The organism is Cryptosporangium sp. NPDC048952, from assembly GCF_043197895.1.
Taxonomy (GTDB): Bacteria; Actinomycetota; Actinomycetes; order Mycobacteriales; family Cryptosporangiaceae; genus Cryptosporangium.
On sequence record NZ_JBICTY010000003.1, the window covers coordinates 228878 to 243163 of the forward strand.

At 69.9% G+C, this 14286-nt stretch carries 13 protein-coding genes and 2 tRNA genes; 10 read left to right on the forward strand and 5 right to left on the reverse strand.

Features of this window, described 5'->3' with window-relative positions:
- Positions 1-46 precede the first annotated feature (46 nt).
- Both ACGFY5_RS17090 and ACGFY5_RS17095 read right to left on the reverse strand, forming a co-directional pair.
- A complete protein-coding gene (locus tag ACGFY5_RS17090; RefSeq protein WP_392720840.1) occupies positions 47-730 on the reverse strand; it encodes a PadR family transcriptional regulator in 684 nt (227 codons plus the stop codon).
- A 2-nt stretch (positions 731-732) separates the two neighbouring features.
- Positions 733-1431, reverse strand: coding sequence for a gamma-glutamyl-gamma-aminobutyrate hydrolase family protein (locus tag ACGFY5_RS17095; protein ID WP_392720843.1), 699 nt, complete (start codon positions 1429-1431; stop codon positions 733-735).
- 194 nt (positions 1432-1625) lie between these two features.
- On the opposite strand from ACGFY5_RS17095, the gene cimA reads away from it, so the two are divergent.
- Positions 1626-3218: a citramalate synthase gene (gene cimA, locus ACGFY5_RS17100; protein ID WP_392720845.1), complete on the forward strand. Its 1593-nt coding sequence runs from the start codon at positions 1626-1628 to the stop codon at positions 3216-3218.
- Here the strand turns inward: cimA and ACGFY5_RS17105 are convergent.
- Together ACGFY5_RS17105 and ACGFY5_RS17110 are read right to left on the reverse strand one after the other, a co-directional pair.
- Positions 3197-3994: a 3-methyladenine DNA glycosylase gene (locus ACGFY5_RS17105; RefSeq protein WP_392720848.1), complete on the reverse strand. Its 798-nt coding sequence runs from the start codon at positions 3992-3994 to the stop codon at positions 3197-3199. The genes cimA and ACGFY5_RS17105 overlap by 22 nt on opposite strands.
- A 46-nt stretch (positions 3995-4040) precedes the next feature.
- Positions 4041-5054 carry a LacI family DNA-binding transcriptional regulator gene (locus ACGFY5_RS17110; protein WP_392720849.1) on the reverse strand — a complete coding sequence of 338 codons (1014 nt, stop codon included), beginning with the start codon at positions 5052-5054 and terminating at the stop codon, positions 4041-4043.
- Between the two features lie 270 nt (positions 5055-5324).
- Between ACGFY5_RS17110 and ACGFY5_RS17115 the strand changes: the two genes are divergently transcribed.
- The 9 genes from ACGFY5_RS17115 (at position 5325) to ACGFY5_RS17155 (ending at position 13484) form a co-directional block, all read left to right on the forward strand.
- Positions 5325-6512: an extracellular solute-binding protein gene (locus ACGFY5_RS17115; protein WP_392720852.1), complete on the forward strand. Its 1188-nt coding sequence runs from the start codon at positions 5325-5327 to the stop codon at positions 6510-6512.
- A complete protein-coding gene (locus ACGFY5_RS17120) occupies positions 6509-7399 on the forward strand; it encodes a carbohydrate ABC transporter permease (RefSeq protein WP_392720854.1) in 891 nt (296 codons plus the stop codon). The genes ACGFY5_RS17115 and ACGFY5_RS17120 overlap by 4 nt, the downstream gene beginning before the upstream one ends.
- Positions 7396-8280, forward strand: a complete 885-nt coding sequence (locus tag ACGFY5_RS17125) for a carbohydrate ABC transporter permease (protein ID WP_392720856.1) — start codon at positions 7396-7398, stop codon at positions 8278-8280. Before ACGFY5_RS17120 ends, ACGFY5_RS17125 begins: the two co-directional genes overlap by 4 nt.
- 11 nt (positions 8281-8291) lie before the next feature.
- Positions 8292-9908: a glycoside hydrolase family 43 protein gene (locus ACGFY5_RS17130; RefSeq protein ID WP_392720858.1), complete on the forward strand. Its 1617-nt coding sequence runs from the start codon at positions 8292-8294 to the stop codon at positions 9906-9908.
- Between the two features lie 135 nt (positions 9909-10043).
- Positions 10044-10835 (forward strand): fumarylacetoacetate hydrolase family protein, encoded by a 792-nt coding sequence (locus tag ACGFY5_RS17135; RefSeq protein ID WP_392720860.1) that lies wholly within the window; start codon positions 10044-10046, stop codon positions 10833-10835.
- 11 nt (positions 10836-10846) lie between these two features.
- The gene (gene gltX / locus ACGFY5_RS17140) at positions 10847-12328 is read left to right on the forward strand and encodes a glutamate--tRNA ligase (RefSeq protein ID WP_392720862.1); all 1482 of its coding nucleotides are present in this window, start codon (positions 10847-10849) and stop codon (positions 12326-12328) included.
- 149 nt (positions 12329-12477) lie between these two features.
- A tRNA-Gln gene (locus tag ACGFY5_RS17145) sits at positions 12478-12549 on the forward strand.
- A 37-nt stretch (positions 12550-12586) separates the two neighbouring features.
- Positions 12587-12659: transfer RNA gene (locus tag ACGFY5_RS17150), tRNA-Glu, on the forward strand.
- Positions 12660-12875: 216 nt separating this feature from the next.
- Positions 12876-13484 (forward strand): LPXTG cell wall anchor domain-containing protein, encoded by a 609-nt coding sequence (locus ACGFY5_RS17155; protein ID WP_392720865.1) that lies wholly within the window; start codon positions 12876-12878, stop codon positions 13482-13484.
- Positions 13485-13591: 107 nt separating this feature from the next.
- Here ACGFY5_RS17155 and ACGFY5_RS17160 read toward each other — a convergent pair whose 3' ends face one another.
- Positions 13592-14278 carry an IclR family transcriptional regulator gene (locus ACGFY5_RS17160; protein WP_035868722.1) on the reverse strand — a complete coding sequence of 229 codons (687 nt, stop codon included), beginning with the start codon at positions 14276-14278 and terminating at the stop codon, positions 13592-13594.
- Positions 14279-14286 lie beyond the last annotated feature (8 nt).

The following is a 14286-nucleotide window of genomic DNA, read 5'->3' on the forward strand; positions in this document are numbered from 1 at the left end:
GATGGCCCTCGAAGTGGCGCGCCAACGCCGGTTCGGGGGCCGTTCGTCAGTCGGCTGGTTTCACCTCCGACGGACCGTCGTAGACGACCGGAAACTCCTGCTGGAGTTTCGCCTCCACCTCGTCCGGCGACAGCCCGGACGAGCGCAGTTCATGGATGCGACGCCAGCCGTCGATCCCGGTCAGTGAACCGTCCTCGATGTCACGCAGGACATCGGTGACGAACCGGATCTCGGCGTCGCGCAGCGCCATCTCGTACTCGTTCTCCAGCATGAACACGCGCGGGAAGTTCCCCAGCGCCTGCTGGATCGCGGCGGCCTTCGTGGCTTCCATCGTCAGCGTGTTCAGCCGCAGCCGGAGCAGGCGGACGACGTCGTCGACCGGCAATGCCCCGATCAGCGACAGCCCGGCCTCGAACTGGGTGAACTCCTTCACCGGGCGGCTCACGAGCTCGCTGAGCCAATCCTCGGCCTCGCGGTTGCCGGCCTCGGTGATCGCGTACACGGTGCGTTCGGGGCGGCGGCCCTCGCGCGTGGTCTCCTGCGCCTCGATCAACCCGTGGCGCTGCAGCGACTCGATCACCGAGTAGAGCGACCCGTAGTTGAGCTTGATGCTGTCGTCCTTGCGCCGCTCGCGCAGCGTCGCGGACATCTCGTACGGATGCATCGGCCGTTCCTGGAGCAGCGTCAGGGCAGCGAGAGCCAACGGATTGGACACCCGTCGCCGCGCCATGCCTACCCCCGCTCTCGAATACTCGAACCAGAGTACTCGACCAGGGCTACGAAGAGACGGGAGTCCTCGAGAAGTTCCGGATGCCACTGCACGCCGATCGCGAACCGCTGCGTCGGGTCCTCGACGGCCTCGATGACTCCGTCCTCGGCCCGCGCCGTGACGACCAGCGATCCGGGATCGTCCACGGCCTGGTGGTGGTGCGCGTTCACCTTCAGCTCCGCGTCGCCGAGGATGTCGGCGAGCAGACCGCCGACCGGCGTCACCGGGTGCCAGTTGAAGACGCCGAGGACGTCGCGGTGGACGCCGAGCGGTAAGTCCTGCACCAGCGTTCCGCCGCGCGCCACGGCCATCAGCTGCGCGCCGCGGCACACGCCGAGCAGCGGCAGGTCCCGGGCGAACGACCCGCGGATGAGCGTCAGTTCACCGGCGTCCCGAGCTACCTGCGGCGGATCGGTCGAGGGATGCGGCACTGCCCCGTACAACGCCGGATCGACGTCCACACCCCCGGAGACGATCAGCCCGTCCACCGCGTCGAGCACGTCGTCGTCGACCGAATCCGGTGGGAGCAGCACCGCGCGGCCGCCGGCCGCCTGCACCGCCTCGACGTAGCCGTAGGGAACGAGAGATGCGCGGAAGTCCCACACGCCCCAGCGGGCGTGCTCGACGTAGGACGTGATGCCGATCAACGGACGACGAGCCACGGGGCCCCTTCCAGTATGTGGACGCAGGAGCGAGTCGGGCTCCCGCGACCGACCCGCGTGTGTAACTATCGACGCATGACCGGGTTCTGCATTACCAGCTAGCGCGCCAGCACGCACCACGCCGGCGCGCAGACCTCCCACGAGTGGGGGGTCTTTTTTGTTGTCCAAGAACCCGCTGATGAGAGGCCTTCGCCATGCTGGACGACACCTTCCACGTCTTCGACACCACACTCCGGGACGGGGGCCAGCGCGAGGGCATTTCGTACTCGGCCACCGACAAGCTCGCGGTGGCGCGTCTCCTCGACGAGGTCGGCGTCGGGTTCATCGAGGGCGGCTGGCCGGGGGCGCTGCCGACCGACACGGAGTTCTTCGCCCGGGCGGTCACCGAGCTCGACCTGAAGCACGCCCAGCTCGTGGCCTTCGGATCGACGCGGCGAGCAGGCCAGAAAGTGCAGGACGACGCCCAGGTCGCGGCGCTGCTCGCCGCGCAGACCCCGGTCGTCTGCCTGGTCGCCAAGTCCGACGTCCGGCACGTGACCGACGCGCTGCGCACCACGTTCGAGGAGAACCTCGCGATGGTGCGCGACACGGTCGCGTACCTCGCCGGCGAGGGCCGCCGGGTGTTCGTCGACTGCGAGCACTTCTTCGACGGCTACGCGCACGACCGCGACTACGGCGTCCGGGTGCTGGAAGCAGCGTTCGGGGCCGGCGCCGACGTGGGCGTGCTGTGCGACACCAACGGCGGCATGCTGCCGATGGGCGTCGGACGGGTGGTGTCCGAGGTGATCGCGCGCACCGGCTTCCGCGTCGGCATGCACGCGCAGGACGACACCGCGTGCGCGGTCGCGAACACGCTGGCCGCTGTCGAGGCCGGTGCCACCCACGTGCAGGGCACCGCGAACGGCTACGGCGAGCGCGCCGGCAACGCGGACCTGTTCGCGGTCATCGGTGGGCTCGTGACCAAGATGGACCGCCAGGTAGTGCCGACAGAGTGCCTGCCGGAGCTCGTCCGGGTCTCGCACGCGATCGCCGAGATCGCGAACATCGCGCCCGATACGCACCAGCCGTACGTCGGCGCGAGCGCGTTCGCGCACAAGGCAGGTCTGCACGCCAGCGCGATCAAGGTGGCGCCGGAGCTCTACAACCACATGGAGCCCTCGGCCGTCGGCAACGACATGCGCATCCTGGTCACCGAGATGGCCGGCCGTGCGTCGATCGAGTTGAAGGCGCGGGAGCTGGGCATCGACCTCACCGGCGAGCCCGAGGCCGTGGGCCGGGTCGTCACCCGGGTCAAGGAGCTGGAGGCGTCCGGCTCGTCGTTCGAAGCCGCGGACGCGTCGTTCGAACTGCTCGTCCGGTCGGAGCTGGAGGGTGAGGCGGCGCCGCTGTTCTTCCGTCTGGAGTCCTACCGGGTACTGGCCGAGCGTCGCGACGAAGGTTTCGTCGTCAGCGAAGCGACGGTGAAGGTGCACGTCGACGGCGAGCGGGTGATCGCCACCGCCGAGGGCAACGGCCCGGTCAGCGCGCTCGACCGCGCCCTGCGCCAGGCGCTGACCCGGTTCTACCCGTCGCTGGCCGACCTCGAGCTCGCCGACTACAAGGTCCGCATCCTCGACGGTCGCTACGGCACCGACGCGGTCACCCGCGTGCTGATCGACACCACCGACCACAAGAACGAATGGACGACGGTCGGCGTGCACGAGAACGTCATCGAGGCGTCCTGCCGGGCACTGATCGACGCGATCGAGTACGGCGTGCGCCGGAGTCAGGCCGTCGTCAAGGCTTGAAGTAGCCGTGCGCGGAGCACACCGCCGCGCTCGGCGAAGCCGCGCTGGGTGGCCGCGTACTCGGCGCGGCCCTCGGGGGTCTCGATGCGCACCGGCTCGTAGCCGAGCGCCGCGAAGTCGTACGGGCTGGCGCGCATGTCGAGCACGCGGACGTCGCGCGCCAGCCGGAAGCAGTCGAGGATCAGGTCCGCGGACGTGAGCGGGGCCAGCTTGTACGCCCACTTGTAGAGGTCCATCGTGGCGTGCAGGCAGCCCGGCTGCTCGTTCTGCACCTGGGTGTCCCGGGTGGGCTGGAGGACGTTCAACGGTCGGGCCGACGGGGTGAAGAACCGGAACGCGTCGAAGTGGCTGCAGCGCACCCCGCGTTCCTGCACCACCGCGTCAGTGCCGGCGGCCCCGAGCCGGAGTGGCCAGTCGTGGCGGGTCTCCGGCGACCGGTACACCATCGCCCACTCGTGCAGCCCGAAGCAGCCCAGCTGCGCGGGGCGCGTCGCCGTCGCGGCGAGCAGGTCACGCACCCACCGCGCGGTGTCGCCCCGCCGTTCGAGGAACGCGTCCAGATCGAAAGGCTCCATGCCTTCCAGATCGACGCCGACACCGGGGAACCAGCGGCGCAGTTGCCCGGGCCGGTACGAGTAGTACTCGAACAGGAAATCCTCGACCGGGTGCTTGATGCCCCGCCGCCGTCGCTCCAGGTGCGGCGCGAGGAGCGCGTCCACCGCTGCGGCGTGCGAGGAGGCGCGCGCCTCCCATTCGCTGCGCGCCATCACCTCCATGCCTTCAGCGTAGCCTCGCCGACCCGCGGGGCCCGGGGCGTCAGCGTCAGCCGCCCGACGGCGGCGCGGTGCTGTCGCGGACGACGAGACTCGTCGCCAGCTCGATGCTGGCCGAGTCCGGCGTCTCACCGGCGATGAGCCGCAGCAGCGTCCGCACGGCCGTGGCGCCCATCTCGTGCAGCGGCTGCCGCACGGTGGTGAGCGCCGGTGCCGTCCAGGACGCGAAGTTCAGGTCGTCGAACCCGACGACGCTCAGGTCGCCGGGTACGTGCCGGCCGAACTGGCGCGCGGCCTCGTAGACGCCCATCGCGTGCATGTCGCTGCCGGCGAAGATCGCGGTCGGCGGGTCCTCCTCCGCGAGCAGCGACTGCGCGGCCCGCAGCCCACCGTCATGGTAGAAGTTCCCGTACCGCAGCACGCCGAGCGGGATCGGTAGGCCCGCCGCCTCGTGCGCGGCCCGGTACCCGGCGATCCGCGCCCGGGTGCAGGCCAGCTGCTCCGGCCCGCCGATCATCCCGATCCGCCGGTGGCCCATGCCGATGAGGTGCTCGGTCGCGGCGTACCCGCCGGCGAAGTTCGTCGCGCCCACCGAGGCCACGTCCGGCGGCGGCTGGCTCACCCCGTCGATGACGACGATCGGCGTCCCGTGCCGGCGCAGCTGTTCGCGCTGGGCCGGGTCGAGGTCGGAGAGCACGAGGATCGCGCCCTGCGAACCGCGGGCGAGCAGCGAGTCCAGCCAGCGGCGGGTGAGCGCGGCCCGGCTGTGCACGGCGCTCACGACGAGCCCCAGCCCCGCCGACTCCGCCACCTCCTCCACGCCGGTCAGGATCTCCAGGCCCCAGGCGCTGTCGAGGTTGTTGATCACCAGGTCGACGAGGTCGCCGTGGCCGCGGTGGTGCGCGGCGCGGCGCTTGCGGTACCCGCGTTCGTCGAGCAGTCGTTGGACGCGGCGCCGGGTGTCGTCGGCGACGTCGCTGTGGCCGTTGAGAACTTTCGAAACCGTCGACACCGAAACGTCGGCGGAACGGGCGATCTGCGCGATCGTCGTGCGTCCTGGCATGGGCGGAGCTTAGGGCCGAAAATTTTCGAAACCATGGCAACGTTACCGGATCGTGATTTGCGATTGCGTTGACCATGAGAGCGCTTCCCCCTACCTTCCGTGCACCTCATACCGCTCGAAACCTTTCGAACCCAATGACGTGGTGAAGGACGGGTGCTTCAGATGCGCCGACGTGCGCTTTTCAGCCGAACCGCAATTGCTCTCGGGACTGCCGCCGTACTCGCCTTAACCGGTTGCGGTAGCTCCGGACCCGGCTCCACGCCCGGGAAGATGCAGGTCTGGTCCCTGCAGGACGCCGGCCTCAACCCGGTCGTCAAGGCCTCGGTCGACCGCTACAACAAGGACGGCGAAGCCAAGGCCACGCTGGCCACGTACATCAACGACGCCTACAAGCAGAAGATCCAGGTCGCGATGGGATCGCCCAACGCGCCGGACGTCTTCTACAACTGGGGCGGCGGAAACCTCGCGCAGTTCGTCAAGGCCGGGCAGGTCGCCCCGCTCGACGACGCGCTGGCGAAGAAGCCGGAAGTGGTCGACACGTTCCTGCCGGCCGTCCTGGAGACCGCGAAGATCGACGGCAAGCAGTACGGCCTGCCGATGACCGGTACCCAGCCGGTGATCTTCTTCTACAACAAGGCCGTGTTCGCCGCGGCCGGTGCGCAGCCGCCGAAGACGTACGACGAGTTCTTGAAGCTGGTCGACACCTTCAAGTCCAAGAAGGTCACGCCGATCGCGCTGCCCGGCTCGCAGGGCTGGACCGAGCTGATGTACGCCGAGTACTTCCTCGACCGCATCGGCGGCCCGGAGAAGTGGGACGCGATCGCGAAGAACGGCGGCGCGGCGTGGAAGGACCCCGCTGTCGTCGAGGCGCTGCAGTACTGCCAGGACCTGGCCAAGAAGGGCGCCTTCGGCACGAACTTCGCGTCGATCAACTACGACAACGCCGGTGCCGGAAAGCTGCTCGCGACCGGCAAGTCCGCGATGTTCCTGATGGGCACGTGGGAGTACCCGACCCAGCTGACCAACAACCCGGCCTTCGCCAAGAAGGACCTCGGCTGGTTCCAGTTCCCGTCCATCCCCGGTGGCAAGGGTGAGCCCGGCAACCTGGTCGGTAACCCGAGCAACTACTTCTCGGTGACCGCTGCGTCGAAGAACAAGGACGCGGCGATCGACTACCTCACCTCGACGGTGGCGTCCGACGCCTACATCGACGACCTGATCAAGAGCGGCGCGGTGCCCGCCACCAAGGGTGCGGAGGCCAAGCTCGCCGGCAAGCCGAACGCGGAGTTCAACACCGACATCTTCAAGATGGTGTCGACGGCGCCGTCGTTCGCGCAGTCCTGGGACCAGGCGATCGCTCCGGACCTCGCGAAGCGGCTGCTGGCCAACCTGCAGAAGCTGTTCCTGCAGAAGATGACCCCCCAGGCCTTCGCCGACGACATGGCTTCGGCGCAGTGACCACCGTTTCACAGCGGGAGCGGCCCGGATTCGTCTGGGCCGCCCCTGCGGCGGTTTTCTTCGCACTGTTCGGCATCGTCCCGATCGCCGTAGTGGTGTACCTGAGCTTCACGAAGTGGAACGGGCTGGGCACGCCGCAGTGGACCGGGGCCGACAACTGGTCCGCGCTGCTGAAAGACCACGATTTCCCGCCGGCGGTTCGCACGACGTTCTTCCTCACTGTCGGCTCCTGGCTCGTGCAGACCCCGCTCGCGCTGCTGATCGGCGTCTGGTCGGCCGGCCAGCAGCGGTTCCGGGCCGTCCTGTCGACGGTGTTCTTCCTGCCGCTGCTGCTCTCGACGGCCGCGATCGCGCTGGTCTTCGTCTCGCTGCTCGACCCGAACTTCGGGCTGGCGGCGTTGTGGGGCAAGTACCTCGCCACCCCCGACGGCAACTTCCTCGGTGACTCCACCCGGGCGCTGCCGACGATCGTCTTCGTCGTGGCCTGGCAGTTCGTGCCGTTCCACACGCTGCTCTACCAGGCCGCGACCCGGCAGATCCCGGCGATGCTCTACGAAGCCGCCGAACTCGACGGCGCCGGTCGGGTGCGTCAGTTCTTCTCGATCACCCTGCCGCAGCTGCGCAACACGGTCGTCGCGTCGTCGGTGATGATGCTGGTCGGCTCCGTGACGGTCTTCGAGTCGGTCCTGCTGCTGACCAACGGCGGGCCCGGCGGCGCGACGAAGGTGCTGCCGCTGCACATGTACCAGGAGGGCTTCATCGCCTTCGACATGGGTTACGCGAGCGTTCTCGCCGTGCTGCTGGTGATCGTCGGCACCGTGCTCTCGGTCGTCGTCGTGCGGTCGACCGGCTACCACCGGATGACGAGTGATCGGGAGGGCCTGTGAGCGCCGAAGTTCTCACCCGGCCGGAGACGCAGACCCGGGCCGTGCCCCCGAAGCGGCCCCGGAAGCGGCGCAACGCCAACGTCCCCGCCGGCGTCGCCGCGCTGATCTGGCTCCTGATCGTCGCGGTACCGATCTACTTCATCGTCGTCACGAGCCTCCGCACCCAGGAGGCCTACGTCTCCGACGGGCCGCTGGACCTGCCCGCGTCACCGACGCTGAAGAACTACCAGAACGTCATCGACCTCGGGTTCGGCACGTTCCTGCTCAACAGCCTGATCGTCGCGGCCGGAACCGTGGTGCTGGTGCTGGTGCTCGCACTGCCCACCGCGTACGCGATCGTGCGTGGCCGCAGCCGGTGGGTGCGCTACGCTTTCACGCTGTTCCTGACCGGGCTCGCGATTCCGGCCCAGGCCGTGATCATCCCGATCTTCCTGCTGATCACGCGCCTGCACCTGTACGACAGCCTCACCGCGATCATCCTGCCGACGGCGGCGTTCACGATGCCGATGGCCGTGCTCGTGCTCACCAGCGCGTTGCGTGACGTGCCGAACGAGCTCTACGAGGCGATGACCGTCGACGGGGCCGGCCAGGCGTTGATCTTCCGCCGGCTCGTCGTGCCGCTGTCGCGGCCGGCGCTGGCCAGCATCGGTATCTTCGCGGGCCTCAACGCGTGGAACGGCATCCTGTTCCCGCTCGTCCTGACCCAGAGCTCCGAGCAGCGGGTGCTCCCGCTGGGGCTGTGGAACTTCCAGAGCCAGTACGGCACCGACGTGCCCGGCCTGCTCGCCGCGGTGGTGCTCTCCGCGCTGCCCGTGCTGGCGCTCTACCTGTTCGGACGACGTCAACTGCTCAGCGGCCTCGCGGCCGGGTTCGGCAAATAAGGGGTTCTTCCATGGCGATCGAAGTCCAGGCACCACCCACCGTGATCCAGAACCCCGTACTCACCGGGTTCCACCCCGACCCGTCGATCCTCCGCGTCGGCGAGGACTACTACCTGGCGACGTCCACGTTCGAGTGGTTCCCCGGCGTCACCCTGCACCACTCCCGCGACCTCGTGCACTGGCGGTCGCTCGGCGGCGCGCTCACCAGCGAGAAGTACCTCCAGATGCGGGGCGTCCGGGACTCGGGTGGGGTGTGGGCCCCGTGCCTGTCCTACGCCGACGGGCTGTTCTACCTCGTCTACTCGAACGTCGGCACGTACGGCGGCGGGTTCTGGGACACCCCGAACTACGTCGTCACCGCGACGGACGTCGCGGGGCCGTGGTCGGATCCGGTGCGGCTGCACGGGCTCGGGTTCGACGCGTCGATGTTCCACGACGAAGGCCGCAGCTGGATGCTCAGCATGTCCGCGGACTTCCGTCCCGGGCGGGAGACGTTCTCCGGCATCGTGCTCCAGGAGTACGACCGGTCGGCCGGGAAGCTGGTCGGCGAGCCGGTCACGATCTTCACCGGGACGCAGGCCGGGCTGACCGAGGCGCCGCACCTCTACCGGCGCGACGGCTGGTACTACCTGGTCACGGCCGAGGGCGGCACGTTCTGGAAGCACCAGGTGACGATCGCGCGCTCGCGGGACATCGAGGGGCCGTACGAGGTCGACCCCGAGGGCCCCACGTTGACGTCGTGGCCGGACCCGTCGCTGACGCTGCAGAAGGCCGGGCACGGCTCGCTCGTCGCGACGCCGGACGACGAGTGGTTCATCGCGCACCTGGTCGGCCGGCCGTTGACCGAGCGGGGCCGCTGCGTGCTCGGCCGCGAGACCGCCATCCAGCGGGTGGAGTGGAGCGCCGACGGGTGGCCGCGGGTCGCGGGCGCGCGGCCGGCCGACCAGGTGGCCGCTCCGGCGCTCGAGCCGCACCGGTGGCCGTCGGTGCCGGAGCGGGACGACTTCGACGAGCCGGAGCTGCGGCCGGAGTGGAGCACGCTGCGCCGGCCGCCGTCGCCGGAGTGGCTCAGCCTCACCGAGCGGCCCGGTTACCTGCGGCTCTACGGCGGGGAGTCGCCGGCGTCGCTGCGGGACCCGAGCCTGGTCGCCCGCCGCGTGCAGCACGTGTCGAGCACGTTCGAGGCCCAGGTCAGCGCGCAGCCGACGACCTACCGGCACATGGCCGGCATCGTCGCGTACTACAACACGCTCAACTGGCTGTACGCCCGGCTGACCTGGCACGAGGCGCACGGGCCGTGCGTCGACGTGCTGGCGTCGAACCGCGGGCGGCTGCTGAACGCCGGGGCGCCGGTGCCGGTGGCCGATCCGTCGGCGGGGGTGACGCTGCGGGCCGCGCTGGCCGGGTCCTCGCTGAAGTTCGGCTACCAGTTGCCGGGGGAGGACGTCCAGTGGTGGCCGGAGACGCACGACGCGAGCGTGCTCTCCGACGAGTACGCGCTCGAGCTCATCGACGCGAACGAGAAGATCCAGGGCTTCACCGGAGCGTTCTTCGGGCTCTGGGCGCAGGACCTGACCGGCGGCCAACTCCCCGCCGATTTCGGGTACGCAATTTACCAACCGCGCTGACGCACGCGGCGCGGTAGCCGTGTGGCCGGTGCCCGGCCACACGGGGGCATCGGCCCCGACTCCTTGGCGGTGAGTCGGGGCCGGTGCGGCGTTAGGGTTGGCGCACCAGACGACCCTCGAACCAGGAGTTCAATCGTGCGCATCGCGCTCTTCGCTCACCCCGGCGGCCGAGCTTTCGGCGCTGTGGAAGGGCCGGCCGGAAGTGACGATCCGGAAGTGCTGACGATCGCCGAGCTCGAAGGGGTGCCGTTCAGCGGCATCCGCTACACCGGTGAGCGCTGGACGCTCGCCGACGTGGAACTCCTCCCGCCGATCCTGCCCAGCAAGGTGGTCGGTGTCGGCCGCAACTACGCCGCGCACGCGTCCGAACTGGGCAACGAGGTGCCGAGCGCACCCCTGCTGTTCCTCAAGCCGCCGACCGCGATCATCGGCCCCGGCGCCCCGATCCGCCTGCCGATCGACTCCAAGCAGGTCGAGCACGAGGCCGAGCTCGCGATCGTGATCGGCGGCCGCGGCGCCCGTCAGGTCTCCCGCGAGGACGCGATGAAGTCGGTCTTCGGCTTCACCTGCGCCAACGACGTCACCGCGCGCGACCAGCAGCGCAACGACGTCCAGTTCACCCGCGCCAAGGGCTACGACTCGTTCTGCCCGCTCGGCCCGTGGATCGAGACCGACCTGAACTGGGCCGACGTCGGCGTCCAGGCCCTCGTCGGCAACGACGTCAAGCAGGACGGCCGCACCAAGGACATGATCTTCGACGTCCCGACGCTGGTCTCCTACGTCTCGCACGTGATGACGCTGCTGCCCGGCGACGTGATCCTCACCGGCACCCCGGCGGGCGTCGGGCCGATCGTCGCGGGCGACTCGGTGAGCGTCCGCATCGAGGGCCTGGGCACCCTCACCAACCCCGTCGCCAACCGCGCGTGAAAGGAACACACGTGACCCGCGATCCGTCCGTACGGGTGCGGTTCTGTCCGTCGCCCACCGGCAACCCGCACGTCGGCCTCGTCCGCACCTGCCTGTTCAACTGGGCGTTCGCTCGGCACCACGGCGGGACGTTCGTGTTCCGCATCGAGGACACCGACGCCGCCCGCGACTCGCAGGAGTCCTACCAGCAGCTGCTGGACTCGCTGCGCTGGCTGGGCCTGGACTGGGACGAGGGCCCCGAGGTCGGCGGCGACCACGGCCCGTACCGGCAGTCCGAGCGCCGGGAGATCTACCTCGACGTCGTGTCGAAGCTGCGTGAAGCCGGCTATCTCTACGAGTCGTTCTCGAGCGGCGAGGAGATCGAGGCCCGGCACCGCGCCGCCGGCCGCGACCCGAAGCTCGGCTACGACAACTACGACCGCACGATGTCCGACGCTGCGAAGGACGAACTCCGGGCGGCCGGACGCGTACCGGTGCTGCGCTTCATGATGCCCGACGACTCGATCGGCTGGACCGACCTGGTGCGCGGCGACGTCACGTTCGCCCCGGGCACCGTGCCGGACTACGTCGTCGTGCGCGGCAACGGCGACCCGCTGTACCCGCTGGTCAACCCGGTCGACGACGCGCTGATGCGGATCACCCACGTGCTCCGCGGCGAGGACCTGCTGCCGAGCACGCCCCGCCAGATCGCGCTGTACCGCGCGCTGATCGACGTCGGTGTGGCCGAGCGGGTGCCCGAGTTCGGTCACCTGCCCTACGTCATGGGGGAGGGCAACAAGAAGCTCTCCAAGCGTGACCCGCAGGCCAACCTGCTGCACTACCGCGAGCAGGGCTACCTGCCCGAAGGGCTGCTCAACTACCTGGCGCTGCTCGGCTGGTCGATCGCCGAGGACCGGGACATCTTCACGCTGCACGAGATGGCCGAGGCGTTCGACGTCACCCGCGTGAGCCCGAACCCCGCCCGCTTCGACGCCAAGAAGTGCGAGGCGATCAACGGCGCCCACCTGCGTCTGCTGGCTCCGGACGACTTCGCGTCGCGGCTGGTGCCCTACCTCGCGGGCGCCGGTCTGATCGCGCCCGAGCCGACGGCTTCCGAGCAGGAACTTCTCGTCGCGGCTGCGCCGCTGATCCAGGAGCGGATGCCGGTCCTCGGTCAGGCTCCCGGCATGCTCGGGTTCCTGTTCGTGAAAGACATCACTGTCGACGCCGACGTGCAGGCGAAGGTGCTCGGCGCCGACGCCGGCCCGGTTCTGGACGCGACGATCGAGGCGCTCGACGGGCTCGATTCGTGGGCTGCGGAAGGCATCGAGGGCGCGCTGAAGGGCGCCCTGGTGGACGGGCTCGGGATCAAGCCGCGGAAGGCGTTCGCGCCGGTCCGGGCCGCTGTCACCGGCCGGACGGTGTCGCCGCCGCTGTACGAGTCGATGGAGTTGCTGGGGCGTGAGCGGTCGCTGGCGCGGCTGCGGGCGGCCCGGGAGCTGGTTCCCGCCTGAGACGACTGGCTTGGATACACGAGCTGGGGAGGCGGGTCGGGGGCCGATTTGGGACCGGCCCGCACTCTCGGCTAGAGTTACCGACGTTGCGAGCGGATGACCGCCAAGCAGACGCAAGCAATGCAGCGCTCAGAAGTACATAGCTTTCTTGGGGTATGGGGTAATTGGCAGCCCGACGGTTTCTGGTTCCGTTAGTCTAGGTTCGAGTCCTGGTACCCCAGCTCAACAGCGTTCGGTTCGTCCCGAACGTTGTCCTAGGGCCCCGTCGTCTAGCGGCCTAGGACGCCGCCCTCTCAAGGCGGTAGCGCCGGTTCGAATCCGGTCGGGGCTACAAGATAAGACCCGCTCGCACTCGTGCGAGCGGGTCTTTTGTCTGTGCCCAGGGGCGGCGGCGTGTCGATACGTAACACGCCGTCCAGGTTGGTCCCTCTTCATCACAAGCATGGTTTTGACTCCCTCTAAGCCCGCGAACACCACCTGTGTCCCATTCATCCTGTTAAATGACCCGTGAGCCGGTCGACCCGATTGTGGACAGGTAGGTGTTGATATGAAGCCCAGGTTCCGCCGCCTCGCGTATGCGGGAGCAGCGACCGTGGGAGCAGCCGTGACGGCGTTCGTCCTTGCGGGGGGACCCACCACCGCGAGTGCCGAGCAGTGCGGGAACGCGGTCACCCAGCCGCTCGCCGTCGAATGCGTGTCGGATACGCAGGGGGGTGCGGCGCTGGCGGGGCAGCCGGGCGCCCGCGTCGCGGCGGCGACGCCGAACGAGGCCAGCCCGCCGGCCGACGAGAACGAGGGTGGCGCGGTGCAGCCGGGCTCGTCGACCGGCCCCGAGGTGCCGGAGACGCCGGGCGAGGAGTCGGGTAACCAGCCGGTGCAGCCGCAGGCCTCGACGCCGCCCGAAGTGCCGGAGACCACGCCGCCGGCCGAGGAGACGCCTCCTGGGCAGCCGCAGGTGCCGGGCGAGGGCACGACGCCGCCGCCCTCGGTGGAGACCACGCCTCCCGGTCAGCCGCAGCAGCCCGAGTCCGGCCAGAACCAGCCGGAACTGCCGGTGACCGGCCGCGACGACGGCCCGAAGATCGCCGGCCTCGGCGCCGGCATCCTCGCCGCCGGCGCAGCCCTGGTAGCCGCCTCGCGCCGCCGCCGCAGCTAGCGGCAAACGACGAAGGCCCCGAGCAAAGCTCGGGGCCTTCGTCGTGAGTGTGCAGCGCCAAGCGGTGCACGCTCCGTGCCCGTATAGGGGCCCACAGCGTGCAGCGCCTAGAGGCCGGACAAGCGCTGGCCCGCCCGGATCACCTGGACGGCGTGGCGTTCGCCGGGGCGGCGGCCCAGGCGCTCGATGGGGCCGGAAATCGAGATCGCGGCGATCACGCGGCCCTGCCGGTCCCGCACCGGCGCCGAGACCGACGCGACCCCGGGCTCCCGCTCGGCCACGCTCGACGCCCATCCCCGCCGCCGCACCTCGGCGAGCGTCCGCCCGCTGAACCGGCACCGGGGCAGCAGCGGCAGCACCGACTCCGGCGGCTCCCACGCCAGCAGCACCTGCGCGCCCGACCCCGCCGTGATCGGCAGCCCGGTGCCCACCGGCACGGTGTCCCGCAGCCCACTCGACCGCTCCGCAGCGGCCACACAGATCCGCTCGTCCGCCCGGCGCAGATAGAGCTGCGCGCTCTCGCCCGTGGCGTCACGCAACTGCGCGAGCACCGGCGCGGAAGCGGTCAACAGCGCGTCGGGCGCCGCGTTCGCGAGTTCGGCCAGCCTCGGCCCCGGTCGCCAGCGCCCGGCCTCGTCGCGGACGAGCAACCGGTGCGCCTCCAGTGCCTGCGCGAGCCGGTGCGCCGTGGCCCTCGGCAAGCCGGAACGCTCCACGAGCTCGGCCAGGCTGGCGCCGTCGACCGTGGCTTCGAGGATTGCCACGGCCTTGTCGAGTACCCCGACACCGCTGATAGTCTGTC

What these genes read in the sequence shown, in the direction of transcription:
- cimA (WP_392720845.1), top strand. Translation starts at nt 1,626, where the DNA reads ATGCTGGACGACACCTTCCACGTCTTCGACACCACACTCCGGGACGGG.
- ACGFY5_RS17110 (WP_392720849.1), bottom strand. Translation starts at nt 5,054, where the DNA reads ATGCCAGGACGCACGACGATCGCGCAGATCGCCCGTTCCGCCGACGTT.
- ACGFY5_RS17090 (WP_392720840.1), bottom strand. Translation starts at nt 730, where the DNA reads ATGGCGCGGCGACGGGTGTCCAATCCGTTGGCTCTCGCTGCCCTGACG.
- ACGFY5_RS17105 (WP_392720848.1), bottom strand. Translation starts at nt 3,994, where the DNA reads ATGGAGGTGATGGCGCGCAGCGAATGGGAGGCGCGCGCCTCCTCGCAC.
- ACGFY5_RS17155 (WP_392720865.1), top strand. Translation starts at nt 12,876, where the DNA reads ATGAAGCCCAGGTTCCGCCGCCTCGCGTATGCGGGAGCAGCGACCGTG.
- ACGFY5_RS17130 (WP_392720858.1), top strand. Translation starts at nt 8,292, where the DNA reads ATGGCGATCGAAGTCCAGGCACCACCCACCGTGATCCAGAACCCCGTA.
- ACGFY5_RS17115 (WP_392720852.1), top strand. Translation starts at nt 5,325, where the DNA reads ATGCAGGTCTGGTCCCTGCAGGACGCCGGCCTCAACCCGGTCGTCAAG.